The organism is uncultured Actinomyces sp. (assembly GCF_963542285.1).
In the GTDB taxonomy this organism is placed as follows: Bacteria; Actinomycetota; Actinomycetes; order Actinomycetales; family Actinomycetaceae; genus Pauljensenia.
Genome location: NZ_CAUTWQ010000010.1, coordinates 13,300 through 37,347 on the forward strand (window position 1 = coordinate 13,300; position 24,048 = coordinate 37,347).

The 24,048-nt window shown below is 57.5% G+C and carries 22 protein-coding genes; 15 read left to right on the forward strand and 7 right to left on the reverse strand.

Going from position 1 to position 24,048, the window contains the following annotated elements; all coding sequences use genetic code 11:
* Nucleotides 1-3: 3 nt before the first annotated feature.
* From RW023_RS05485 to RW023_RS05500, 4 genes are all read right to left on the reverse strand, one after another.
* On the reverse strand, nt 4-858 hold the full coding sequence (locus RW023_RS05485; RefSeq protein ID WP_315580255.1) for a hypothetical protein: 855 nt from the start codon (nt 856-858) through the stop codon (nt 4-6).
* Nucleotides 859-878: 20 nt separating this feature from the next.
* Nucleotides 879-1,532, reverse strand: a complete 654-nt coding sequence (locus RW023_RS05490) for a hypothetical protein (protein WP_315580256.1) — start codon at nt 1,530-1,532, stop codon at nt 879-881.
* The gene (locus RW023_RS05495) at nt 1,465-1,803 is read right to left on the reverse strand and encodes a hypothetical protein (RefSeq protein ID WP_315580257.1); all 339 of its coding nucleotides are present in this window, start codon (nt 1,801-1,803) and stop codon (nt 1,465-1,467) included. Before RW023_RS05495 ends, RW023_RS05490 begins: the two co-directional genes overlap by 68 nt.
* Before the next feature lie 259 nt (nt 1,804-2,062).
* Entirely contained in the window at nt 2,063-3,217 is a 1,155-nt protein-coding gene (locus tag RW023_RS05500; RefSeq protein ID WP_315580258.1) for a methyltransferase domain-containing protein, read from the reverse strand.
* Nucleotides 3,218-3,382: 165 nt separating this feature from the next.
* Between RW023_RS05500 and RW023_RS05505 the strand changes: the two genes are divergently transcribed.
* The 5 genes from RW023_RS05505 to RW023_RS05525 all read left to right on the forward strand — a co-directional run bounded on the left by RW023_RS05505 (nt 3,383) and on the right by RW023_RS05525 (nt 8,210).
* Nucleotides 3,383-3,838 (forward strand): RNA-binding S4 domain-containing protein, encoded by a 456-nt coding sequence (locus RW023_RS05505; protein ID WP_315580259.1) that lies wholly within the window; start codon nt 3,383-3,385, stop codon nt 3,836-3,838.
* Nucleotides 3,839-4,090: 252 nt separating this feature from the next.
* A complete protein-coding gene (dnaK, locus tag RW023_RS05510) occupies nt 4,091-5,947 on the forward strand; it encodes a molecular chaperone DnaK (RefSeq protein ID WP_315580260.1) in 1,857 nt (618 codons plus the stop codon).
* Entirely contained in the window at nt 5,944-6,597 is a 654-nt protein-coding gene (locus RW023_RS05515; RefSeq protein ID WP_315580261.1) for a nucleotide exchange factor GrpE, read from the forward strand. The genes dnaK and RW023_RS05515 overlap by 4 nt, the downstream gene beginning before the upstream one ends.
* Before the next feature lie 45 nt (nt 6,598-6,642).
* Nucleotides 6,643-7,686 (forward strand): DnaJ C-terminal domain-containing protein, encoded by a 1,044-nt coding sequence (locus RW023_RS05520; RefSeq protein WP_315580262.1) that lies wholly within the window; start codon nt 6,643-6,645, stop codon nt 7,684-7,686.
* The gene (locus tag RW023_RS05525; protein ID WP_315580263.1) at nt 7,686-8,210 is read left to right on the forward strand and encodes a heat shock protein transcriptional repressor HspR; all 525 of its coding nucleotides are present in this window, start codon (nt 7,686-7,688) and stop codon (nt 8,208-8,210) included. The genes RW023_RS05520 and RW023_RS05525 overlap by 1 nt, the downstream gene beginning before the upstream one ends.
* Nucleotides 8,211-8,289: 79 nt before the next feature.
* Here RW023_RS05525 and RW023_RS05530 read toward each other — a convergent pair whose 3' ends face one another.
* Nucleotides 8,290-8,868 (reverse strand): GtrA family protein, encoded by a 579-nt coding sequence (locus RW023_RS05530; protein WP_315580264.1) that lies wholly within the window; start codon nt 8,866-8,868, stop codon nt 8,290-8,292.
* Nucleotides 8,869-8,954: 86 nt separating this feature from the next.
* Between RW023_RS05530 and RW023_RS05535 the strand changes: the two genes are divergently transcribed.
* The 6 genes from RW023_RS05535 (at nt 8,955) to RW023_RS05560 (ending at nt 16,374) form a co-directional block, all read left to right on the forward strand.
* On the forward strand, nt 8,955-10,268 hold the full coding sequence (locus tag RW023_RS05535) for a MurT ligase domain-containing protein (RefSeq protein WP_315580265.1): 1,314 nt from the start codon (nt 8,955-8,957) through the stop codon (nt 10,266-10,268).
* Nucleotides 10,265-11,071, forward strand: a complete 807-nt coding sequence (locus tag RW023_RS05540; RefSeq protein ID WP_315580266.1) for a glutamine amidotransferase — start codon at nt 10,265-10,267, stop codon at nt 11,069-11,071. Before RW023_RS05535 ends, RW023_RS05540 begins: the two co-directional genes overlap by 4 nt.
* Nucleotides 11,061-11,861, forward strand: a complete 801-nt coding sequence (locus RW023_RS05545; protein WP_315580267.1) for a hypothetical protein — start codon at nt 11,061-11,063, stop codon at nt 11,859-11,861. Before RW023_RS05540 ends, RW023_RS05545 begins: the two co-directional genes overlap by 11 nt.
* Nucleotides 11,862-12,054: 193 nt before the next feature.
* Nucleotides 12,055-14,670 (forward strand): ATP-dependent chaperone ClpB, encoded by a 2,616-nt coding sequence (gene clpB, locus RW023_RS05550; protein ID WP_315580268.1) that lies wholly within the window; start codon nt 12,055-12,057, stop codon nt 14,668-14,670.
* A gap of 113 nt (nt 14,671-14,783) precedes the next feature.
* Nucleotides 14,784-15,557 carry a helix-turn-helix domain-containing protein gene (locus RW023_RS05555; RefSeq protein WP_315580269.1) on the forward strand — a complete coding sequence of 258 codons (774 nt, stop codon included), beginning with the start codon at nt 14,784-14,786 and terminating at the stop codon, nt 15,555-15,557.
* A gap of 10 nt (nt 15,558-15,567) precedes the next feature.
* Entirely contained in the window at nt 15,568-16,374 is an 807-nt protein-coding gene (locus RW023_RS05560; RefSeq protein ID WP_315580270.1) for a serine hydrolase domain-containing protein, read from the forward strand.
* Here the strand turns inward: RW023_RS05560 and RW023_RS05565 are convergent.
* Nucleotides 16,358-17,143: an exodeoxyribonuclease III gene (locus RW023_RS05565; RefSeq protein ID WP_315580271.1), complete on the reverse strand. Its 786-nt coding sequence runs from the start codon at nt 17,141-17,143 to the stop codon at nt 16,358-16,360. The two genes, RW023_RS05560 and RW023_RS05565, sit on opposite strands and share 17 nt — an antisense overlap.
* Before the next feature lie 38 nt (nt 17,144-17,181).
* Between RW023_RS05565 and RW023_RS05570 the strand changes: the two genes are divergently transcribed.
* Both RW023_RS05570 and RW023_RS05575 read left to right on the forward strand, forming a co-directional pair.
* A complete protein-coding gene (locus RW023_RS05570; protein WP_315580272.1) occupies nt 17,182-17,943 on the forward strand; it encodes an SDR family oxidoreductase in 762 nt (253 codons plus the stop codon).
* A gap of 64 nt (nt 17,944-18,007) precedes the next feature.
* Nucleotides 18,008-20,779 carry a choice-of-anchor M domain-containing protein gene (locus tag RW023_RS05575; RefSeq protein ID WP_315580273.1) on the forward strand — a complete coding sequence of 924 codons (2,772 nt, stop codon included), beginning with the start codon at nt 18,008-18,010 and terminating at the stop codon, nt 20,777-20,779.
* Between the two features lie 65 nt (nt 20,780-20,844).
* On the opposite strand, the gene RW023_RS05580 is transcribed toward RW023_RS05575, so the two are convergent.
* Nucleotides 20,845-22,491 (reverse strand): pentapeptide repeat-containing protein, encoded by a 1,647-nt coding sequence (locus RW023_RS05580; RefSeq protein ID WP_315580274.1) that lies wholly within the window; start codon nt 22,489-22,491, stop codon nt 20,845-20,847.
* 338 nt (nt 22,492-22,829) lie between these two features.
* Here RW023_RS05580 and RW023_RS05585 point away from each other — a divergent pair, with 338 nt between their 5' ends.
* Both RW023_RS05585 and RW023_RS05590 read left to right on the forward strand, forming a co-directional pair.
* The gene (locus RW023_RS05585) at nt 22,830-23,168 is read left to right on the forward strand and encodes a helix-turn-helix domain-containing protein (protein ID WP_315580275.1); all 339 of its coding nucleotides are present in this window, start codon (nt 22,830-22,832) and stop codon (nt 23,166-23,168) included.
* A gap of 32 nt (nt 23,169-23,200) precedes the next feature.
* Nucleotides 23,201-24,028: an IS3 family transposase gene (locus tag RW023_RS05590; protein WP_315580276.1), complete on the forward strand. Its 828-nt coding sequence runs from the start codon at nt 23,201-23,203 to the stop codon at nt 24,026-24,028.
* Nucleotides 24,029-24,048: the final 20 nt, after the last annotated feature.

Consider the following 24,048-nt stretch of genomic DNA (forward strand, 5'->3'; position numbering starts at 1 on the left):
GAATTAAGAGCGCTTCTTCCGCATTGTCGCGGCGCCAATTGCGCTTGTTCCAACTGCGAGTAGCAGCACTCCGCCGGTGAGAGCACCGGTCTTGGCGAGCTGCGTTGCAGGCGTGGGAGGAACCGAGGGCGTAACCGTCGTCGGTGTAGGCGTCGGACTGGGCTTAAAGGACAGTCGTGTCACGTAGGGATGCGACTCGCTGGTCGTGTACTTCAGGGGGTGCTCCATGAGCGGAGCTTCATCCCATCCGGCAGAAGGGCCGGTCATGGGGAAGGTCCATCCGGCGGAAACAGGGGTGTCACTAGGAGGACAAGAAGGCGACGGGGGATCGAATACTGTTCCAAGAACAGGGCGAGGCTCGGCCGGTTCGACAGTGGCGTAGTCGCCCATAGTCGGAGGGCATGCGGGTGAAGGCTGCCCGGGCCTGACAATGACACCGAGTTGCTTCTCGACATCAACCGAGATAGTGCCCTGCGTGAGGTGATCGATCGTGTAATCCGAATCGGCAGTTGCGGAATCAGTGAAGGCAATCTTCTTAATGGTGATCACCGCTTCGCCGTGAAGCCCCGCCATCGCATCCTTGAGGGCTTCAATGGTGGTGATCTGATCGGGGTTATCGAAGTCAACGGCGACTGTTGCGGTCTGTCCGTTAATTGCCACTGTCTTCGCTGAGAAGCCCTGGGGAAGCCCAGTCACCGAGATGGCCGAGGGGTCAGAAAACTTCAGCTGCGCAGGAAGAGTGATCTGGGTTGTAAAGCCCAAGTGAGCATTCTTCAGTGCAATATCGTCGAAAGCGTTGGGCGTCTCGTCGTATTTCTGGAGGAGATCCGCAATGCGTCCACCGCGAAGGTCATTCAAGTGAACGACGTTCTCAATGGTCAGAAGAGAGTCCTTATTCTCGGCGTGGATCTCTTCCTTCTGAGTTGGGGGGGGGGGTTCTCATCGGTGCCGATCTTAAAATCGGTGTCGATTGTCGGGTCGTCACCGTTGACCGGAAGGGAGCCAAATGCCTTCTTGTACTTGTAAATACCGGTCAAGCGATCCGAAGACAGCTCCCAAGTGGAGAATTCGTAGTCGGGAATTCCTGCGGCTTGGAAGAAGTTCGGTCCGGTCTTCGGGGGCTGTAAGTCGTGGCCGTCTTCTTCATCAACCCAGCGCGTTGTCCGGGTTGGTGCGGACGCGAAGCAGTCGGTAGGCGACTGCGAGAGTGTCAGGGTCTTCGTATCGAAGTTAAAGACCTGAGCGGGGGTGGTCGATGATGTGAAGAAGTTGAACTTACCTGTAACGGTAACCTGTTCGCTGGCCAGTCGAGTCGCTTCCGTGGGGTCAGTTGTGCCAACGGCATAGGGGACCTGGACCTTGATCGTGTGCTGGCCGGGGTTGGCTTTCTCTGCATCGTAGATATCGAGCAGCTGCTGCCAGTTCAGATCATTGAACTGGATGTTCGCAGTGACCTGTGTCTGGTCAGAGTTGGAGGAGAACCAGGTGTAGGAGAGCATTGACGAGGTAGATTTCGCGCGAGACGTCCCCAACTTGGCTTCCTTGGGGGACACTCACGGTCAGTGCAATATCGGAGTTGTAGGAGCTGCCGGAATCGTGGGGGGAGAGTCCCTGCGCAGCTGCAGCGCGGATTTCGGCCTCGTGGCCTGCAAGAAGCGTGGTGATCGGGATATTTACTACGACGGTACCGTGATAGGTCGTGATCACAGGGTTGGTATTACACACAGTCGTAGTTGTAGAAGATGTGTACTGTGAAAGAGGGAAGGCCTGATCATCGGCTTGCGCACCGCTAGGCGCAAACATTGTTATCGTACCTGCGGCAAAAAGGGCCAGACCAGCGCCTGTAGCCAGAATTCTCCGGCTTTTCCTCACTATGTCCCCCAGACTTTAATGCGTGTTTAAAGCGTCGTGATTCAGGATTTTTCAGTGTACTCATTGTTGATACAAAAGCACATCGTCTACTGACGAGCTTAGCTTTGGATTGAATGTTCTACAAGGCGCGGTCACATCGCGCACACGTGATCCACGTCTGCTCCATCCCACACTCGACGCCGCCGTCACGCTATGGCAATTTTTTCAGCAATACCGCGCATTCCATGTGTTCGGTGTGGGGGAACATGTCGAAGAGGCGCGCTTCTTGGAGTCTGTAGGAATTCATGAGCCGAAGGTCGCTGACCAGTGACTTTGGATAGCAAGACGAGTAAATCACCGTGGAAATGTCGCTCCGATTAATCCACTGAGCAAGCTCTGTTCCGATTCCGCGCCGCGGCGGGTTGACGACCAGTGCCTCGGGGTAATGATCCCTATCCTGTGCGAAAGCCCACTTTTGTGCATCGCTGGCCACCAGGCTTACACGCTCACTCACACTGAGTTCTTCAGAGGTTTCTCGAGCGGAGGCAATGGCCTCGGGTGAAATCTCAACACCGCTGACGCGTTCAACCCCGCCAAGTGCCGCGTGCAGTGCAAAACCACCCACTCCGCAGTAGAGGTCCCACAGGGAAGACGCCCCGCTCTGTTGTGCCCAGCGCGCGACCTGGCGATAGAGCTGTGAGGCTACGCCCGTATTGGTTTGTGAAAACGACCGTGGTCCCAAGTGAAGTTCGACATCGCCGACAAACATGGGCAGTGTCTGCTGTTGGGAAATAACGATCTCTTCGTCGCCTTCTACCAGTGCGGCGTGTGCGGGCAGAATGTTCACGGTAACGACCTGGGTCGCGGGAATGAGTGAGTACAAGAGCGAAAGTTTTGAACGCAGCAGTGCTAAGTCGCGCTTTGAGCGCATGACGAAGCGGATCATCAGTGCGTCATCAGTTCCCTGCGTGACCAGGATGTGCTTGAGCTCGCCACGCCTGCGCGCAATATCGTAGGGCTCCAAGTGGAGCTCGCGGATGAATGCTTTTAAGGGGTCGATGGTGTCTGCGATGACCCTTGTATGCGCAATGCAGTGGGGGAGGTCTACTCCTGTGTAGCTGGGTGCACCTCCTGTGATCCCCAAAGTCGGGTGCTCGGAGCTTCCCCCGACCGCAAATTTTGCTTTGCTTCGGTAGTGCTCAGGCGTTGATGCGGCGGCGGGCAGCCATTTCATTTCCGAGGCCTGAGGCAGAGTTGCCAGTAGCTCGCTGGCTTCTTTTTGGCGCTGCTCAAGCTGAAGGTTATAGGGAGTGGGCATGAGGGGGCATGAATGGCATTCCCCGCTTGTTAAATTCACGCACTCCATCGCTTCATCTTGGCATCTTGAAAGTGTCTTCGCCACAACGAGGCCGGGCGTGCGCTGAGTGGTGGAGTGCCACTTGTGTGGGCGGCGGGGGAGTAAGAAGGCTGCAAGCGCGTGGGCGGCGGGGGAGTAAGAAGGCTGCAAGCGCGTGGGCGTTAAGATGCTGCTATGAGTGAAAAGCCGGGCGTGAGCGCTGGTGATGAACCGCGTGAGGTCCCTCAGGGGGCGCTCGCGGCGAGTGAGACCATGCGTATTGATACGTGGCTGTGGGCAACGCGCCATGTGAAGTCACGTTCGCAGGCAACCTCAGCTGCACGTGCCGGTCACGTCAAAATTAACGGTGAATCGGTGAAAGCTGCGCAGAAAGTGCGCGTGGGTGATGAGGTTCGTCTGCGAGTTGAGGGCTTTGACCGTGTTCTTATCGTTCGCAAGCTCCTTGCGAAACGACTGGGTTATCCCTTCGCGAAACTCTGCTATGAGGATCTCAGTGAGCCGAGGCCTCGGTTGGGCATTGCTTTTGCTCAGCGAGAACGCGGAAGTGGACGTCCGACGAAGAAAGAGCGCCGTGATATGGAGAAATTCCGTGGAATGAATTCCGATTTTTCCGCGGATTTTCAATGGTAAGCGGCAGAGCCTCCGATTCTTAGAAAATATTTTGGGAAATTGGGGAATAAAACCCTTTGAAATAAGTTGAGTATGTCAGACTCAAGTTTTGATGTAGGGCTTGCGGGCGTGAGGCTCAATCCCTAAACTTGAGTGCAACAGACTCAAGGTGGTCTGAAGGTCGTAACCTCGGCCACCACAACAGAAGACGTACAAAGCGCGGTATCGCCTCGGCGACAATTTCCACCACGCTTTGATGAAAGGAAAATCATTATGGGACGCGCAGTAGGTATTGACCTCGGCACCACGAACTCCGCTATTGCAGTGCTCGAAGGCGGAGAACCCACAATCATTGCAAACGCAGAAGGCACACGCACGACCCCCTCGGTCGTTGCTTTCTCCAAGACCGGCGAGGTTCTGGTTGGCGAGATCGCCAAGCGTCAGGCGGTCACCAACGTTGATCGCACCATCTCTTCGGTCAAGCGCCACATGGGCACTGACTGGACCGTCAGCATTGACGACAAGAAGTACACCGCTCAGGAAATCTCCGCACGAATCCTCTCCAAGCTCAAGAGGGACGCAGAAGAGTACCTCGGTGAGCCCGTCACCGACGCGGTCATCACCGTTCCTGCGTACTTCAACGACGCAGAGCGCCAGGCAACCAAGGATGCCGGCCAGATTGCAGGCCTGAATGTCCTGCGTATCATCAATGAGCCGACCGCCGCGGCACTGGCCTACGGCCTCGAAAAGGGTAAGGAAGACGAGCTCATCTTGGTCTTCGACCTCGGTGGCGGTACCTTCGACGTCTCCCTGCTGGAAATCGGCAAGGACGACGATGGCTTCTCCACCATTCAGGTCCGCGCAACCGCAGGCGACAACCGCCTCGGTGGCGATGACTGGGACCAGCGCATCGTTGACTGGCTGATCGAGCAGGTGAAGGCTAAGAGCGGTGCTGATCTCTCCAAGGATCCGGTCGCACTTCAGCGTCTGCGCGCAGCAGCCGAGCAGGCAAAGAAGGAACTGTCCAGTGCGATGAGCACAAACATTTCGCTGCAGTACCTCTCGGTGACCGCTGATGGCCCCGTCCACTTGGACGAGACTCTCACCCGCGCAAAGTTCGAGGAAATGACCTCGGATCTGCTTGATCGCACGAAGGCTCCCTTCGAGAAGGTCATTAAGGACGCAGGAATCTCCGTAAGCGAGATCGACCATGTCGTCCTGGTTGGTGGCTCCACCCGTATGCCGGCCGTTGCCGAGCTCGTCAAGAAGCTCACCGGTGGCCGCGAGCCCAACAAGGGCGTGAACCCCGATGAGGTCGTCGCAGTTGGCGCAGCCCTGCAGGCCGGCGTCATCCAGGGCGACCGCAAGGACGTTCTGCTGATCGACGTGACTCCTCTGTCCCTGGGCATCGAGACCATGGGCGGCGTCATGGACAAGGTCATCGAGCGCAACACCGCAATCCCGACCAAGGCATCGCGCGTCTACTCGACCGCTGCCGACGGCCAGACCTCCGTTCTGGTCCAGGTCTTCCAGGGCGAGCGTCAGTTCACCGCTGACAACAAGCTCCTCGGTAACTTCGAGCTCTCTGGAATTGCCCCCGCACCGCGCGGCGTTCCTCAGATCGAGGTAACCTTCGACATCGATGCGAACGGTATCGTTCACGTCTCCGCGAAGGATCTTGGAACCGGCAAGGAAACCTCGGTGACCATCACCGGCGGTAGCGCCTTGAGCAAGGAAGAGATCGATCGCATGGTCAACGAGGCCGCTCAGCACGAAGAGGACGACAAGAAGCGCCGCGAGGAGCTTGAGATTCGTAACTCTGCCGAGCAGCTGGTTTACACCATCGAGAAGACCCTGAAGGAAGACGCTGACAAGGTCTCTGAAGCGACCCGCCAGGAAGTCCAGGGTGACCTTGACGCTGTGAAGGAAGCCCTCAAGGGCACCGACACTCAGGCCGTGAAGGATGCCGTTGAGAAACTCAACCAGTCCGCGATGAAGATCGGCCAGGAGGTCTACCAGAACGCTCAGGCTGCTCAGGCCTCGGCCGAAGCAGGCGCTTCACAGGAGCCGACCACTTCCTCCGATGACGACGTCATCGACGCCGAAGTCGTGGATGAGGACGACAAGTGAGCACCGAGCCCACGAATACTTCCGACGACGCCCAGGAACCGGTGGTCGGCTCTCAGCCGGCCACCCCGGGCGACGCCCAGCCCCCTACCCAAGAGGGCGCAGCTGCACACGCAACCGCGGCCTCGGTAAACAGCCAGGGTGAGGACATGGGTGAAGTCGATATGTCGGACTTCGAAGAGCAGCTGGAAGACAGTGAACTGTCCAAGGCTCTCGACCAAGCGGCGCAGGCGGAAGAAAAACTCGCCCGCGCTCACGCAGACCTGTACAACTTGAACCAGGAATATTCGAACTTCGTTCGCCGTTCCAAGGAATCCGTTGCCGGCCACGTCCAGTCCGGACGCGACCAGGTGCTGGAAGCCATGATCGGTGTCTTGGACGATGTCGAGGCCGCGCGCAAGCACGGGGATCTCAATGACGGTCCCTTTGCCTCGATCGCGAACAAGCTGGAAGACACGCTTCGGACGCGCTTCGAGCTGGAACGTTTCGGAGACGAAGGGGACGATTTCGACCCCATGCTTCATGAAGCGCTTATGGCTCAGCCCAATCCCGATGTGGACCACCCGGTCCTGGGACAGGTCTTGCAATCTGGATATCGTCGCGGAGAGACCATTATCCGCGCGGCGAAAGTCCTGGTGTACAACCCTGAATAAGGAACATTCAACGAACTGCAGAGTCAAAAAAGGAGGTGACGCGCAGTGAGTGGAGAAGATTGGCTCCAAAAGGATTTCTACAAGGTCCTTGGCGTAAGCAAGGATGCTGATGAGGCCACAATCAAGAAGGCCTACCGCAAACTTGCGCGCACCTGGCACCCCGACCAGAACAAGGGGAACCCCGAAGCTGAAGAACGCTTCAAGGAAATTGGCGAGGCCTATACGGTCCTCTCCAATCCTGAGCAGCGCCAGCAATACGATGCGATTCGCTCGATGGGCGCCGGCGGTTTCCGCGGCGGTGCCGGTGGCGGCGGAGCAGCCGGCGTGAACTTCGAAGATCTCTTCGGCGCTTTCGGTGGGGGAAACGGCGGAAATGTTCGTTTCTCCACCAACGGTGGCTCAGGTATCAACTTGGATGACATCCTGGGTGCGTTCGGCGGTTTTGGTGGCGGCTCTTCGCGTGGGTCCTCTCCCTTCGCTGGCGCATCTCAATTCGGTGACTTTGGTGGAGCGAACGGCTCGCCTTACCAGAAAGCCCCCCAAAAGGGTGAAGACTTGCGCGCATCGACGCGCATTACGCTCAAGCAAAGCCTGAGTGGAGTCAACATCAAGTTGGCTGTCTCCGGTAAGCCTATGACCGTCAAGGTTCCCAAGGGAATCAAGGACGGACAGAGTGTGCGTCTGCGCGGCAAGGGGAAAGCCTCGATCAATGGTGGGAGCGCTGGCGACCTGATCGTCACGATCCATGTCGAGGAGGATCCGGTCTACAGCCGTGAGGGTAACGACCTTCGCATGACCCTGCCTGTGACCTTTGCCGAGGCCGTGCTGGGTGCCAAGGTTGAGCTTCCCTTGATCGATGGCTCGACCGTCACCGTCAAGGTTCCCGCCGGCTCGGATTCTGGTCGAACCCTGCGCCTGAAGGGTCGCGGTGTGGCCACGAAGAAGGGAACGGGCGATCTCTTGGCAACCATCAGTGTGGTGGTCCCCAAGGATCTCACACCTGAACAGCTTGATTCGATCAAGTCGCTGGCGGATTCTCTTGATCAGAGTGATCCGCGCGCAGATCTTGTGAAGAAGGTGAGTGCGTGATGGGGCATCAGGATGAAGTAACTTTCGTGATTTCCGTTGCCGCAGAGCTCGCGGGAATGCACCCGCAAACCTTGCGTCAATACGATCGGATTGGCTTGGTGACACCCCTTCGTACGAAGGGACGCGGGCGGCGTTACACCCGACGCGATATCGAGCGTCTGAAGGAGATTCAGCGCCTCAGCCAAGATGAGGGAATCAACTTGGCCGGTATCCAGCGAATCATGGAGCTGGAGGATGAAGTGGATCGCCTGCGAGAACAACGCGATGCCTTGGCTGAGCGGGTCGAAGAATTCGAACCCGTCTTTGATCGAGTATTCGTGGCAAGCCCAGATGGTCAGATTCGTCCCATGCGTCGTGCACATGTACGCCGTGCTGAAGAATCTCGACGCGGCGCCGTGGTACCCGTCAGGGACCGAGGCCTCGTAGCGTGGCGACCTGCTGGTAACCAACGCGTTCGCGCGCTTATTGAAGCATCGCCCGAAGGAGTTCGGGTCATCGAAGGAACCGTTGTGGTTTCTCGATAACACACCCCTCGAGCGATGTCCTCGAGGTGGAGTGAGTGAGGGGAGGCATGAAAATGCCTCCCCTTTTTGCTCCCTATTTTCAGGCAGCTAAGACCAGATCCCGCCTGGTAATCCGTGCAAGCATCGACGAAAGGATGCCGGTGACCCGCATTGCTGTCTGCTGAAACCCGGCCACGGCCTCGGAAATTGAGGAGTGAAGGTCAGCTAAGGTGCCGAAGACGAAGAAGTTCTGGCCCAGGTAATTGACGATGAAGAGCGTAGTGTTGGCGGTTAAAGAGGCCAGCCACAGAGCCATGCCAGCTGTTACCAAAGCTTGGATCATCAGGTAGGACATTGTCATTACGCTTGCTGCCATGATCGCATAGCGGATTGCGGTCGCGACAATTCCACCGCGAGCGTTGAAAACCTTCCGGTTCAGAGCGAAGTTCAAGGAACACGAGGAGACCCTGGCCACTGCGACCGACAGGAAGACTCCGCCGGTGGCTGCATTCAGGATGAGCAGCATTGTGTAGTCCAGCACGGTTGAGGACAGTGATGATGCCAAGTAGCGCAGGACGCGTGCATGGGTGCGGATCGAGTCGACAAGCTTCGCGCTGAGAGTGGAAGCGAATGTCGTGGCGCTCTGCCCCTGCGTTTGGAGTGCTGCGTTCGTGTTCATGACACTAACTTTGCCCACAGCTGATCTGTGAGAATTATGTCCAAGCTGTGGAGAAGCTATGAAGCAATCAATGTAGTGTAGGTTCCATGACTTCATTGACTTTACGTTCGCGCGTGGCAGTAGCAGCGGGGAAGGGGGCCAGTTGGGCCTCTCGCCGCCTCGGACGCGGTTCGGGTGGAATGATCGGTGGCAAAGTAGCCCTGAAGCTTGACCCGAATTTGCTCGCAGAATTGGCAAAGAACCGCCGAAGTGTTGTCGTTTCTGGCACCAATGGAAAGTCAACAACAACTCGCCTGCTTCGCGCTGCGCTCTTTTCGATTGGTCATGTTGCCTCCAATACAAATGGAGACAATATGACCCCGGGAATTACCACCGCACTCATGCGTTCGGATGCTCCGCTTGCCGCGCTCGAAGTTGACGAGATGCACATGCCCACGGTGTCGCGTTTTGTGGATCCGCAGGCCATGGTTTTGCTGAACCTTTCACGAGATCAGCTGGATCGAGTGGGTGAGATCGGAGCTGTTGAACGCCGCCTCCGGAAGGCGGTCAATGAACATCCCAATGCTGTTGTGATTGCGAACTGTGATGATCCCTTGGTCGCTTCGGCTGCCTGGGATAGTCCCAATGTTCAGTGGGTTGCTGCCGGACATGCATGGATGGGGGATTCGACTGCCTTCCCGCGCGGTGGACGCGTCATCCACGCTGATGATTCCTGGCGAGTCGTTCCTTTGACGGCCTCTTCTTCGGATGAGGGTTTGGACCAGTATCGTCGCCCCGATCCACTGTGGTGGCTTGAAGACGAGGACCTTTCCGATCCTTCCCACCCCGGTGCGACTGCCTGCCGTAAGGATGGTTTGCGAATTCCTCTGCGGCTCTCTCTGCCGGGGCGTGCCAATTTGTCCAATGCGCTCCAGGCGCTGGCTGCGGCCGTTGCGATGGGTGTTGACCCGCAGGCCGCGTGCCGCGCAATGTCCGAGGTCGTTGAGGTCGCAGGGCGCTATTCGACCTACGAAATCCATGGCCGACTGGCCAGGCTCATGCTGGCAAAGAATCCCGCGGGCTGGCAGGAAGCCATGTACATGATTGACCCCAGTGTTGATCAGGTGATTGTCGCGATCAATGGCCAGGTTGCTGACGGGCAAGACCTGTCGTGGCTGTGGGATGTGGACTTTTCGGTTCTTGGCGCTCCACATCGCAAGGTTTATGCCTGTGGCGAGCGCGGTGCAGACCTCGCAGTTCGATTGGAATATGCGGGCGTTCACTGTGAACTTTTCCCGCTGCCAATGGATGCGCTGCAATCGTGCGTACCGGGCAGGGTTGAAATTCTTCTCAACTACACGGCTTTGCGTGATTTTAAGCGGGTTTTGGATTCTCATCGTCAAGCGGAGGAAGCGGAATGAGTGCACTGCGAATTGGTGTTCTTCTCCCCGAAGTCTTGGGGACCTACGCGGACGGTGGCAACGCCCTGGTGCTCGCGGAACGCGCGCGTCGGCGTGGCTTTGACGCCCAGATTCAGTATGTCGGTGTTGGTGATGTGATTCCCGATGATCTCGATATCTACACCCTTGGTGGTGGTGAAGACGCGGCCCAAGAACTTGCGGTTGAGACTTTCACTGCCGATCCCGGTTTGAAGAATGCTGTCGCAGCGGGTAGGCCTCTTCTGGCGATCTGCGCTTCACTTCAAATCTTGGGCCACTGGTACACAGATGCGCGCAATCGCAAGGTAGATGGCTTGGGCCTCTTGGATCTGACGACTCGTCCCCAGGGAAAGCGTTCAATCGGCGAACTTGTTGTTCAACCCGAGATTGATGGACTATCTGAGCCGCTGACAGGTTTTGAAAACCACGGTGGTGGAAGCCAGCTGGGTCCCGATGCGCGTCCATTGGGGAAGGTACTTTTCGGTAAGGGGAACTCGATTCTTCCTCCCGAAGGCTTTGATGAGCAGAATGCTTCTGAGGATGATGCTCTCCTCAAAGCGCCGCGTATCGACGGTGCTGTTCAGGGGTCAATCATTGCGACCTACTTACATGGCCCGGTTCTCGCGCGTAACCCCCAGCTTGCGGACCTTTTGCTTGAGCGCGCTTTGGGACACAAACTTGAACCCCTTGAAGTTCCGGGGGTCGCGGAACTTCGTCGCGAACGTTTAGCAGCGACCATTTCGCGCCCAGAGCTCCGCGAGCGTTTGGAACGACATGAGCGCTGAGGAATCGCGATCAGGGCAGGGTGTGCCCTGGGATCAGTATGGTGAGCTGGTCCTTCCCTCGCGCGGCCCGCGTTTTGAACGTTATTCCGAGGCCGAGCCCGCGATCACCCCCGCGCGGGCACCCGAGACCCGGCAGGCCTCGTCGATCGAGGCTGCATCTGAGAGGGAAGGGGACTCCGTACCGGAGGGGAGCGCGCTGCCTCGCGAAGGGGAACAAAGACGGATCAAACTACGCACTTCCGGCGGGAAACTCGGCTATGCGCCACCGGCTCAGCCGATTCGTGGTGAGGAAATCGGTGTTCCTGCGCAGGCTCGTCGTTCGGCGAAGAAACGCCGTCGCGGAATTGGCGTGATCGTGCTGGGCATTGTTATGTCCGTGCTCATTGCTCCCGTGACTTTCTTTGGAATTGCAATGTCGGGTGCGGATTTTTCTGCGATGCAGGCGAGCGCTCGCGAGGTTTCCAGCGGTCAGAGCGTGAGTGTGGATTCAAGCGGTGGCTATGTTGTTCAGGTGACCTCGGGGCAGGCGAGCTCGTGCCTCCTTCGCGGAAGCGATGGGGGAGAGCATCCTATGCAGTCCACCTTGAACCAGTGGACAGTTTCGGGACTGCAGGCTGGTGACTACACGCTCGTGTGCTCTCCTGATGGTCTGAAAATGGTTGGAATGACGGGCTTTAATGAGTCGGTCGCGCTGTCAAAGGCTCCCGATGCGATGACGTGGTCGAGTGTCGTGGGAATGCTGGGCTTGAGCGTGATCGGTCTGGGGATTTACCTGCGTCGTTCGCGCTAAAACTGCTCATATGTGGGGCGCTGAGCTGGCGTGTTACGCGTTCAGCTTGGCGTTCTTTTTTCTTTTCTGTGAAATCTGTTTTCGAATGCTGATTCGTGCAGAAAAATAAAGTTGAGTGGAATAGACTCAAGTTTGTTGACGTTGTGTAAGTCAGAACGAAAAAAGCCGCCCGTTATGAGCGGCAGGAGGAATGATGACTGAACAATTTACAAGCAAAGCCCAAGAGGCAGTGAGCAGTGCGGTCCAGTCGGCACAGGCCGCTGGGAACCCGCAGGTGGATTCTCTGCACCTCTTGGAAGCACTTCTTGAACAGGGTGAGGGCATTGCCTACTCCCTGCTTCAAGCAATTGGCGCAAACCCGCAGCAGATCGGTGCGCGTACGCGCAATGCGCTGGTGGCGCTGCCCTCAACCAGCGGTTCGAGTGTCGCCCAGCCGCAGACGTCACGTGGTCTGATCCAGGTGATTAACGACGCCCGCAAGCGAGCAGACGCTAAGGGAGACGCCTACGTTTCTACTGAACACCTGCTCATTGCGTTGGCCGCAAATGACGATAGCGCAGGTGAGATCCTGCGTGAAAACGGTGCAACCGCAGAACGCTTGCAGAAGGCTCTAGATGAGCTTCGCCCCGATCCCATTACCAGTGCCGATCCCGAAGGCTCCTTCGAGGCCCTCAAGAAGTATGGACGCGACCTCACTGAGGTGGCTCGCGAAGGAAAACTGGACCCGGTGATTGGCCGTGATAGCGAAATTCGCCGCGTGATCCAGGTGCTATCTCGTCGAACCAAGAACAACCCTGTTCTCATCGGTGAGCCCGGCGTCGGTAAGACCGCCGTCGTCGAAGGCCTCGCTCAGCGAATCGTCGCTGGAGACGTCCCAGAATCCCTGAAGAATAAGAAGCTGATCGCTCTTGATCTGACCGGGATGGTTGCAGGCGCGAAGTATCGTGGCGAATTCGAGGAACGCCTCAAGGCTGTTCTTAGCGAGATCGAACGATCTGACGGCGAGATCATCACTTTTATCGACGAACTTCACACGGTCGTCGGTGCCGGTGGCGGTGCTGAAGGGGCAATGGACGCGGGCAATATGCTCAAGCCCATGCTTGCCCGCGGTGAGCTCCGCATGGTTGGTGCAACAACCCTGGATGAGTACCGCGAGAACATCGAAAAGGACCCCGCCCTTGAGCGTCGTTTCCAGCAGGTGTTCGTTGGTGAACCTTCGGTTGAGGACACCGTCGCAATCTTGCGTGGTATTGCTCCGAAGTATGAAGCACACCACAAGATCACCATTTCTGACGGTGCTTTGGTTGCAGCGGCCCAACTGTCCGATCGCTACATTACCGGGCGTCAGCTTCCCGATAAGGCCATTGACCTGATCGACGAGGCCGCCTCCCGCCTTCGCATGGAGCTTGACTCCTCGCCCGAGGAGATTGACGTTCTGCGTCGCCAGGTGGATCGTCTCCGTATGGAAGAGTCCTACCTGACCGAGTCTGACCCCGATGGTCTGGACGAGGCCACGGCTGAGCGCCTCGAGAAGCTTCGTGAAGACCTTGCGAACAAGAACGAAGAGCTTTCCGCTCTCACCAGTCGTTGGGAAGCCGAAAAGGCTGGTCACAACCGGGTGGGTGAGCTCCGCGTCCAATTGGATGAGTTGCGTACCCAGTTGGAGCTGGCGATTCGCGCTGGTCGATTCGAAGAAGCTGGACGTCTCCAGAACGGCGATATTCCTCAGATTGAACGTCAGATTCGCGAAGAGGAAGAAAAGGCTGAGGCTGAAGAAAAGGCGAACGAGGCCAATGAGCCAATGATCGCTGAGAAGGTCGGTCCGACTGAGATCGCTGAGGTTGTCGAATCGTGGACCGGAATCCCTGTGGGCAAACTGCTCCAGACAGAAAGCGAGAAGCTCGTCCATATGGAGGACTTCATTGCTCATCGACTGATTGGTCAAAAGGATGCTGTCCGCTCGGTTTCCGATGCGGTCCGTCGTTCACGCGCCGGGCTGTCCGATCCGAATCGGCCCACCGGTTCCTTCCTCTTCCTTGGCCCCACGGGCGTCGGTAAGACCGAACTTGCCAAGTCCTTGGCAGAGTTCCTCTTTGATGATGAACGTGCGATGGTTCGAATCGATATGTCGGAGTATTCCGAGAAGCACTCTGTAGCCCGTTTGGTCGGTGCCCCTCCGGGATACGTCGGCTACGAACAGGGTGGTCAACTGACCGAGGCCGTGCGTCGTCGCCCCTACAGCGTCGTCCTCTTGGACGAAGTTGAAAAGGCAGACCCTGAGATCTTCAACATTCTTTTGCAGGTCTTGGATGACGGACGTTTGACCGATGGTCAGGGACGTACCGTGGACTTCAGGAACACAATCCTGATCCTGACCTCGAACTTGGGATCGATGTTCCTGACCGATCCTTCGCTCAGCGAAGAAGAAAAGCGTGAAGGCGTAATGAACGCCGTGCGCGCATCCTTCAAGCCTGAGTTCATCAACCGTCTGGATGAGACCGTGATCTTTGATCCGCTCAGCCCCGAGGATCTGTCTGGAATCGTTGATCTCTTGGTTGAATCTATGGCGGATCGCTTGAAGGACCGTCGAATCAGTCTCAATGTCACCGAAGGTGCGCGCGGCTGGCTAACCAGGCGAGGATACGATCCGGCCTACGGTGCGCGTCCTCTGCGTCGACTGATCCAGCGCGAGATCGGCGATCGACTGGCCAAACTGCTTCTGAGCGGTGAGGTTGAAGAGGGCGATACTGTCACCGTTGACGTCACCGATGATCTTGAAGGGCTCCGCGTTGAGGTGTCCAATCACTGATCGGTAGTGACTTGCGGGTGGTGCGAATAATTTCGCACCACCCGCATTTTCGCTTAGACTTTAAGAGTTATCCCCACCCAACAGAGCAGAACTGAAGAATGAAGGAGGTAGCCGTGAGCGAAGACGAAAATTCGCAAACCGGTCCTGCCCGTAAGAAGCGAGGTAGCTACTCCGTTGGACGTTCCACCCGGACGACGATTATTCGCGGGGCAACGCAGTTGTTGTCAATGCGCGGCTACTACGGTTTTTCTTTGCGAGATCTTGCTGAAGAAATCGGTGTTTCCCATCCGACCGTTATGTATCACTTCCCGACGAAGGATGCTCTGGTCCTGAATGTTATCGAAGCCTTCGAAGAGGCTTTCGGTATTTTCGATGTTGAGGTCGTGACTGCCGAAACAGAAGATGGTACTCCCGGCGATCCGATCCTTGAAGAACGCGGTGCAAAAGTTGCGACCATGAATGAGTGGATCGCTGCGCACCTGCGCCTTGCTGCAGCCTCCGACAACCAGGTGATGACTGATCTGGATCGCGTTTTTACCGTTGAGTCTGTGAACGAGAGTCATCCGGCCCATGATCATTTCTCATATCGAGTCGATGCGATGCTCCAGCTCCTTGAGAAACTGGCCAAGGAGATGCCCGATTATGATCCCGAGAATCCGGTGGATACTCGCAGGCTTGTCGAGCGGTGGTACGGAATGGTGATCCTCGGTGGTTGGGACGGCGAGCGTCTTGATAGCCGCGAACTCATCATTAAGTACTTGGCCTTCGCGGTTCGGGAATTGCGCTATAGTGCCGAGCAGCTTCTCGCGCTTGGATCGATGATTCCACGCAAGGCGGCAGCGCCCTTCCAACAACTCCTGGTGGAGTACTCCAGCGCTCAGAACTGACGTGCGGGCGATGTCTCCAGAGTTTTCCTCGATTCCCTTCCAGGCAGTGATTTGTGCTGAAAATGACGGCGGTAGCTCGCTGAGCTGGGGGGATCCCGAGAAGGTTTTCCCTCTGGCCTCGGTCACCAAACTCTTCACCGCGTGGTCCGCGCTGGTTGCGGTTTCTCGGGGCCTCATCACCTTGGATGCGCCAGCTCCCTTCCCGGGAGTGACGCTTGAGCACCTGCTCTCGCATGCCTCGGGAATGGCGATGAGCGAGGCGCGCCTACAACGCGCACCAGAAGAGCGACGAATTTACTCAAATGCGGGAATTGAAGTTGCCGGACAGATGCTTGAAGAAGCGACGGGAAGCCCGATTTCTCGCTGGATTGAGGAAAGCGTAAGTGAGCCTTTGGGGCTGGCTAGCCTAGAAATTGAAGGTTCACCTGCCTATTCGGGCCGTGCGAATGCGGCTGACCTGATGGTGTTTGCTCGCGAACTTGCCCATCCGACTCTGATATCAAGCGAACTCGCGTCCAGTGCACAGAATGTTCACTTCCCTGAACTGACTGGCATTGTCCCCGGATATGGGAACTATCATCCCTGTCCATGGGGATTGGGCTGCGAAATTAAGGGAGAAAAGAATCCCCACTGGACTGCACCCCAGTCGTCTGCGGCAACTTTCGGCCACTTCGGGCAGGCTGGTTCATTCCTGTGGGTTGATCCGATTTCCGCAGAGCGTGCGGTCTTTGTAGGAGAACGCCCCTTCGGCCAATGGCATCACGATCATTGGGGCCCGCTCAATGAAGAGATCGTGCGGGCTATGCGAGGTCAATGATCGCGGGAACGTGATCAGAAGCGCCCTTCCCCTTGCGTTCATCACGATCAATTTCTGCTGCTGTGACGCGTTGCGCGAGTTGTGGCGAGGCGTAGATGAAGTCGATGCGCATTCCCTCATTTTTGGGGAAGCGAAGTTTCTGGTAGTCCCAGTAGGTGTATTGATCGACGCGCTCGCGGGTGACCTCTTCCCAGCCGTGTTGAGCGAAAGCGAAGAAGGCATGTCGTTCAGCGGGGGAGACGTGTGTCTGGCCTTCGAAGGCGGTCACATCCCAAACATCATGATCGTAGGGTGCGATATTCCAGTCGCCAACCAGTGCGATTTGGCGTTTTTCTTCAAGCCAGGAATCTCCAACTGTGAGTAGGGCTTTGAGCCATTCGAGCTTGTAGGAGTAGTGCGGATGGTCGAGCTCGCGTCCGTTCGGAACGTAGAGACTCCACGTTGTCACTTCTTGGTCGCCATCGAGGACGGTGACTCCCAGTGCGCGGGCCTCAACGACCTCAGGATCACCGAAGCCGGGCTGACCGGGGAAGTTCACCTCGTGTGAAACGATTGGAAGGCGCGAGGCGACGGCGACGCCATTCCACTGGTTGAGGCCGTGCATGATCACCTGGTATCCGGCGGCCTCGAAGGCTTCAACTGGGAATTGTTCAGGCTTGCATTTAATTTCTTGCATTGCAAGGACGTCGACGTCGGAGCGCTGAAGGAAAGCAATAACGCGGTCGACGCGGGTGCGGATTGAATTAACGTTCCAAGTTGCAAGCCTCATGCAAACCAGCATACGCGGAGGCCATTAAGATGATGGCCATGGGTATCGCACTTGTGACCGGAGCAACCTCGGGTATTGGCGAAGAATTTTGCTGGCAGCTAGCAGCGGCTCATCACGACCTGGTCCTTGTGGCGCGGCGCGAAGAGAGGCTGCGAAAACTCGCTGAGGATTTGCATCAGATCGCTGGAGTCAATGCGGAAGTGATCGTTGCTGATCTTGGTGTTGCTGGTGATGTTGAGCGTGTCGCTCAGCGTTTGTCGGATGAGCAATCACCCGTTGGTTTGTTGGTGAATAACGCGGGTTTTGCGCTGGGGCGCTCATTTATCGATAACGCCATTGAGGCCGAAGAAAACGCTCTGGATGTTATGGTTCGTGCGCCCATGGTTCTTTCCTATGCGGCGCTCAATGCCATGCGTGCGCGTGGACGGGGAGCCATCATCAATGTTTCCTCGGTTGCATCAGAGACTGGTGCGGGGACGTATAGCGCGCATAAGGCGTGGATTCGTGCATTCAGTGAGGGGCTATCGGAGGAACTTCGGGGCAGTGGTGTCACTGTGACAGCAGTATGCCCGGGACCGGTGCATACGAACTTCTTCGAGGCCGCAGGCGTCGACATGTCCGCAGCGCCTCAATGGTTGTGGGCAACCTCAGAGCAGGTTGTGACCGAAGCTTTGGCTGCAATGCGACGCGGTCAGGTATTGGTGACTCCCACGCCGGTCTACAAGGTGGCAATGGCTGCAATGCGAATTGCTCCGCGTTGGGTCACGCGCCGCGTCATGCGTTCGATTCCGCATATGTAGTGTTTTGTGTGGTCAGTGGCGGAATTGACGCTCACACACTTCTACTGTGATAATGATTCTCATTATGAGAGTAAAGAGGATCATTTCTACCGGAGCCCTAGCCCTGACCATTGCCCTTATGCCCCAGCTCGCATGGGCTGGGCCTGATCGCGATGCCGAATGGGTCGTTACCGGTCAACACGTCGATGCCCCCATTCCGATCTGGCATGCGGATACGCATAGTTTCACGATGAACACCATCAATATGCCGGTGGAAAAGACCGTTCTATGGCTTCCCAAAGCCTGGGCAGGCAGCGGAGCACAAGACGCGAAGTATCAATTAGAGATTCCTGAAAAGCGTCCTGACCTTGCCTTCCTTGGTCCTGAGCACTCAGTCCTCAACGCAGCCCCGCAAAACCCCGGTCCCAACAACACTCCAATTTGGGCGGGCCTCGGCGCAGACTCCTCCGTCGAATGGGCAGCGCCTGATGAATTTGATGGAAGCACCTACACCCTAGACCTGATTAATGTTGACGGTCCGGGTCGGATGGAGATGTTTATCGATCACGGAGATTCGGTGTCGCGTTTCCTGTCGAGCCACGACATCGCCTATCGATCGGTCTACAACCCGCGTCACACGCACCTTTTCACGACCTTCACGCAACCGGGACGCTACCAAGCACGCTTCCGTGTGAATGCTCGTTCAATCGATGGGAAAACGATCTACACCTCACCCATCCAGTCACTGACCTGGCAGGTCGGTGGATCTAACCCGTCTTCCGGAAGTATCACAGATATTCACCAGGCTTTTGCTGCTGCACAGGCACAGCGCAGCGATGGCGTTCAGGCGCAGCCCTCGTTGACCCTTGCTCCCAACCCGGAGCGTGAACATCCCGGAGACCAGCACCTGACGGAGATCACCTTCAATACTGGTCACTCAACAGATCAAGGTCGCCTCTGGTTGACCGTCAACGGATACTTCCTCACCGAAGAACCCGTGGTCGACGGGAAAGCGCAGGTGCGTGAACTTCTGGGTGACGATGATGCGCTAATTCAGGCGGTCTTTATTCCCGAGGCTGGAAGCGGTAGTGCACGCTGGGCATCGACGCCTCAGGCCTTCTCACAGCGAGACCGCGCGGAGGTCCGCGTCACTCGAGCGAGTTCGGTCATCATAGAACCCTCTAATCCGGATCCGAGTCCCGTTTGGGATCCAGCGCAGATTTCGGTTTCGCGCCCAGGAGTTCATGTCTCCTATATCCGTAAGGAAGGAAGCGAAGACCAGTACACAGTTCAGGTTCAGGCTGATGATCCCGAATTGCGTGCTGCCTATAAAGTTGAGTTCTTCGAAAGCGAATATGACTTTTCCCCTTGGTGTGCCATTGAAGGCACCCTTGGAAAGGGGGGAATTGATATCCAGCAGCAGGATTTGGGTGCCTGCATTGGGCAGCCCATGTATATGAAGTTTAGTGTTCGCCCGCACCCCAAGTCTTTGGCATCCATGACTACGAAGGCGCAGGAAGATGTGGAACTATCCTCCTCATTCGGAATGGATCTGAAGTTGAAGATGTGGCCGGGTGGCAGCCCTGCTGAACCGGCTCCCGCACCAACCAGTGAACCGCTGCTTCCTTCTCCGGTGCCGACTCCTTCTCCCGCGCCGAATATTCCTGATACCAGTAACGATCACGCGGCTGATGCCCTGAAGACCAATCCGGTCGAACTCGCACGCGGACATATGGATCTGCGTCTTCGCGTGGATTCTGGCGCCCCCACGAACTACTCGCTGGTGCTGAAGGATGATTCCCTAACGGGAGAGAAGACCTCAGTCATGCGTGCAATAGATTCAGTGACGTGGAAGGTCGGTGTCAACGCGCGCTTCACCCGTCCGCAGAGCCTATCTGATCCCAGTTATGACGTTCTGGGCGCGATTGGTGAATCCAGCTATGTGCTTCCTGAAACTCAAAATCCCGACATCGTCTGGCCTGGGGTCAGCACGGAAGGTATCGACTATTCTCAATTCCCCAAGGGAATCGATTATGAGCTGAAGGTTGTGGAATCTCCGAAGGACTCGAGAGTTGCCTTCTTCCAGGGAGGAACTTTCGGTGGTCCGGCAAATATCATGGTCGACTCTGCAGACCCCGCAAAGTCGCTCATTCACACTGACTCGCCGACTCACATGCACGCAAACTGGGTGTTCTCGCGTCCCGGTCACTATCGACTACAGATTCGTGCGCTCGATGGAGACAAGGAGATCGCTGCACCGGTGAGCTGGAACGTATCCGTTCACGAGGCCGCGGTCCCCACGCCCGCCCCCTCAAGCGAACAGCCCTCTGAGCAGCCGACTCCTTCGCCCAGTCCCTCAGTAGATACCCCCTCAGTGGCGCCGGTGCCCACGCCGGATCAAACAAGTGCTCCGACGCCTGTCCCGACAGAATCTGCGCCGGCTCCTGCGGCGAGTCCTTCGGCTGCAGATCTAAAGGCCTCGGAAAGTCCATCGGCTCAGCCGCCCACCCAAACGAATTCGACCCCACCGAGCAATACTCTGGGGCAAGTCAGTGCGGGTGAACGCTTGCTTGGATCGCGCACTAACTCTTCTGGTTCCCAACGCGTTCTTGGGGGAGTAAGTGGTGGCAGCGGGGCTGTTCCATTGGCTGTCTCAGCAGAGTCAAGCGCTACTCCGACGCTCAGCGAGAGTCCGGCTGCCGATTCAGATTCTCCGGCTCAAGCAGCCCAGCTGAGCAATGATGAGGCCGCTGAATCGACCGTGGCACAATTCCCGCGATGGTGGTGGATACCTGCAGCAGCACTGGCAATTGTGCTGGGTGCTGGCGCCGCCCTAGTGATTCGTAGAAGACACTGATAACACGCAAGTGCCCCGGTTGGATGCATTGATCTGCCTCCCCGACGGTAGGGGAGAGCTAGGTTCTACTGCGCAGGCTCACTGACGCGGGTGTAGTCCTGTTTCTCTTCGTCCCAGGAATCCGGGTCGTACAGCACCGCACCAAGAGGGAGAACGAACGTTCTATTAAGAAGCTTCGCCGTGCCGCAGCTGAAACCGTGCGGGCTTCCCGGGAGTGCCTCGAACAGGTAATCCTGCGGATCCGCCTGCGCTGAGAACCGGGCACTCTTCTGTCGACCCTCCGAGTCCCAAAAAGACGGCTCAGCGTACGAGAATCTAGTCTGCCTGAAATCAGCCTTCTGACTGAACGTCGCATCCGTGAAGTAGGCTCCCTCAAAGCTCGTCCCGTTGAAGCTCACCGCCCCCGCGAACGTCGCCTTGTAGAAGCCGACAGACGCTGTGAACGTCGCCTGACTAAAGTCGGCATCCTGCGCGAAGGTCGCGTTACTGAAGTTCGCGTACTGCGGGAAGTCCATCTCATAGCGCGTCCTTGGAAGCGCAATAAAAGACGACCGGCTGAACGTGGCGTCGCCGTCGAACCGCGCCCCACCAAAATCCTCGTACTGTGTGAAGGACGCCCCGCTAAAGTCCGCCGCGCCCGTAAAGCGCACGTTGCTGAACATTGCGGACTGCTTGGTGGCTATACCGGCAAAGCGCGCGGCCCCGCCGAACAGCGACTTGGAGAACACCGCCGGGCGGTTGAAGACCGACGCGGCGAAGTGCGCTTCATCGTGGAACGTGGAGGCGGTGAATACTGCCTTTCCGTCAAAGGTGACCGCCGCGAAGCTGGCTATGCCTGCGGTGTTCAACCGTGAGAAGTCGGCATCGGATTTGAATACGGATACCGCGAAGTCCGCCGCAGCTGAAAAGACCGCGTCTGAGAAGTTAGCCCCGCCGGTGAAGGTTACGGTTGCGAAGCTTGCCGCATCTGCAAAATGCGCCCCGCTGAACTCAGCCGCGCCCGCGAAGTGTGCGGCGCTGAACCCCACCCAGTCGGTGAAGTTCGCACCGCGGAAGGATGCGTCAGCCGTGAACTGTGCTGCGGAAAAGCTGGTGTCACCGTGAAAGGTCGCGCCGGAGAAATCCGCCGGACCGTGGAAAGTCGCGGAGGCGAAATCTGCGTTCTGAAAGTACAGCTGCCCCAGCGGGTAGAAGATGGGTGCGCCGCCAAAGTCGAAGCGCAGGTCAGCCCACATGGGCGATATTGGCGGCACTGCGTGCTGGATTGCCTCGCTGTCTGCATTGTTACTCTCGGCGACTGCGGCGAGGTGGCGGCTGAACTCCATGAAGACTGTGCGGCGTACCAGCTGCTCTTCGCGTAGTGCCTCCTGATCGCGCGTAAAGTCGCCTTCGTACCCTTCGGGTGCCTCGTCTGATTCTAGGGCCTGCCGGCTCTGGGTGAGGGGGTAGGGCGTGCGGATGCACCCGGTTAGCGCGTCAACAATGACCTGGGCTTCTTCGCGGCGCACCTGCTCAGGGAGGGATGCGTCGGCGAGCCATTCGTCTGCGAGGTTTACGAGTGTGTACACCCCGCCGAGGCGGACGGCGGGCTGATGCCCGTCGAGGAATTGTTCGAGGGCGTGCGTGTAGCGTTCGTGCCGCCCGGCCTGCTGGTTGCGTGCCGGGGTGTTTTTGCGTTGCCGTAGCGCGGTGAAGAGTTTGTTGAGGTTCATGGCGGTGTTCCCTACCTTGCTCCGGTGCTGGCTTATATCCAGCATAGGGGAGGGATGCATTATTTTTGTTTGGGTAACTGCATAAAATGCCCCCACCGTATGGTGTAATCTGCCTCCCGTTTCTTGGACATCGAAAGTGAAGTCCAGGGAATGGGAGGCTTTTCATGTCTGTGGATCTGCGGTTGAGGCATGATCGTTTGCTTCGCGAGCAGGCTGTGGAGATGTTTGAGAGGGGGATTGGCTATGGTTTGACCGCCTAGAGGCTGGGTGTGCCTGCTGAGGCCGTGCGACACTGGCAAAAGACATACCGCGCTATCGGGAAGGACGGGCTTCTTGCCATGGGAGTGAAGCAGGCCAGATATGACTATGCGACCAAGGTCGCTGCAGCGAGCGCCGTGGTTGATGGTGGGATGAGTAAACCTGAGGCGATGGTGCGCTTCGGTATTGCGAGCGCGACACCGCTGAAGAATTGGTGCAGGCTGTACCGGCAGGGCGGCGCGCAGGCCCTGATGCCCAAGCCTAAGGGCAGGCCGAAGGGGTCGGTGCGGGCGGTGCCTCCAACGCGTGAGGAGGAACTCGCCGAGCGTGTGCGCAAGCTTGAGGCGCAGGTGGCGTACCTAAAAAAATCGATTGCCCTGAAGGCGCAGAGGCGCTCCCAAACCGGGACAAAGCCCTAGTGGTCGCCGAGCTTTCAGGGCTTGGACACGCGGTGGGTGATCTCCTTGAGGTGGCTGGCCTTGCTAGGTCGAGCTACTACTACGCGCTGGCTCACCCCCAGCAGCCAACCAGGGCGCATCTGCAGCCTAAGGTCGCACAGATCTTTTCGGGAACCCCCAACGGGTGCGGTCACAGGCAGGTAGCCATGTGCCTGCGCGCTGAGGAAGGGGAGCGCATCGCCGACAAGACGGTCTTGAAGATGATGCGTGAGATGGGGCTGCGCTGCGGCATACACCGGGAGACGAACTACCACAGGTACAACTCCTACAAGGGACCCGTGGGACAAAGCTTCGACAACATCATCGGTCGCGACTTCACGGCGACCGGCCCCTGGCAGAAATTGGGGACCGATGTCACCGAGTTCAAGCTCTCCTTCGGTAAGGCCTACCTCGCTCCGGTCTACGACTTTGCCAGCAAAGAGATCGTCGCCCACTCCATCTCAATGTGCCCCAACCTCGCCCAGCAACAAGAGATGCTCCAGATACTCATGGAGGCCAAACCAGCAGGGGCCAAGCCGATCTTGCACTCAGACATGGGATGGCAATACCAGCACGAGACCTACATCAGCACGCTCGCCGAGAACGGTTTCATCCAGAGCATGTCACGCAAAGGCAACTGCATCGACAACGGCGCCACCGAGCAGGTCTTCGGACACCTCAAGGACGAATTCTTCCGCGGCCAAGACTGGCAGACCTTCGAGAGCTTCAAAGCCGACCTCGACGCCTACATCACGCACTGGAACACAACAAGACGCCAAGTAAAGCTCAAGGGCCTGACCCCGGCAGAATACCGGAATCAGGCCCAACGAGAAGCCGCATAACGGCTACCATTAAAAGCGTC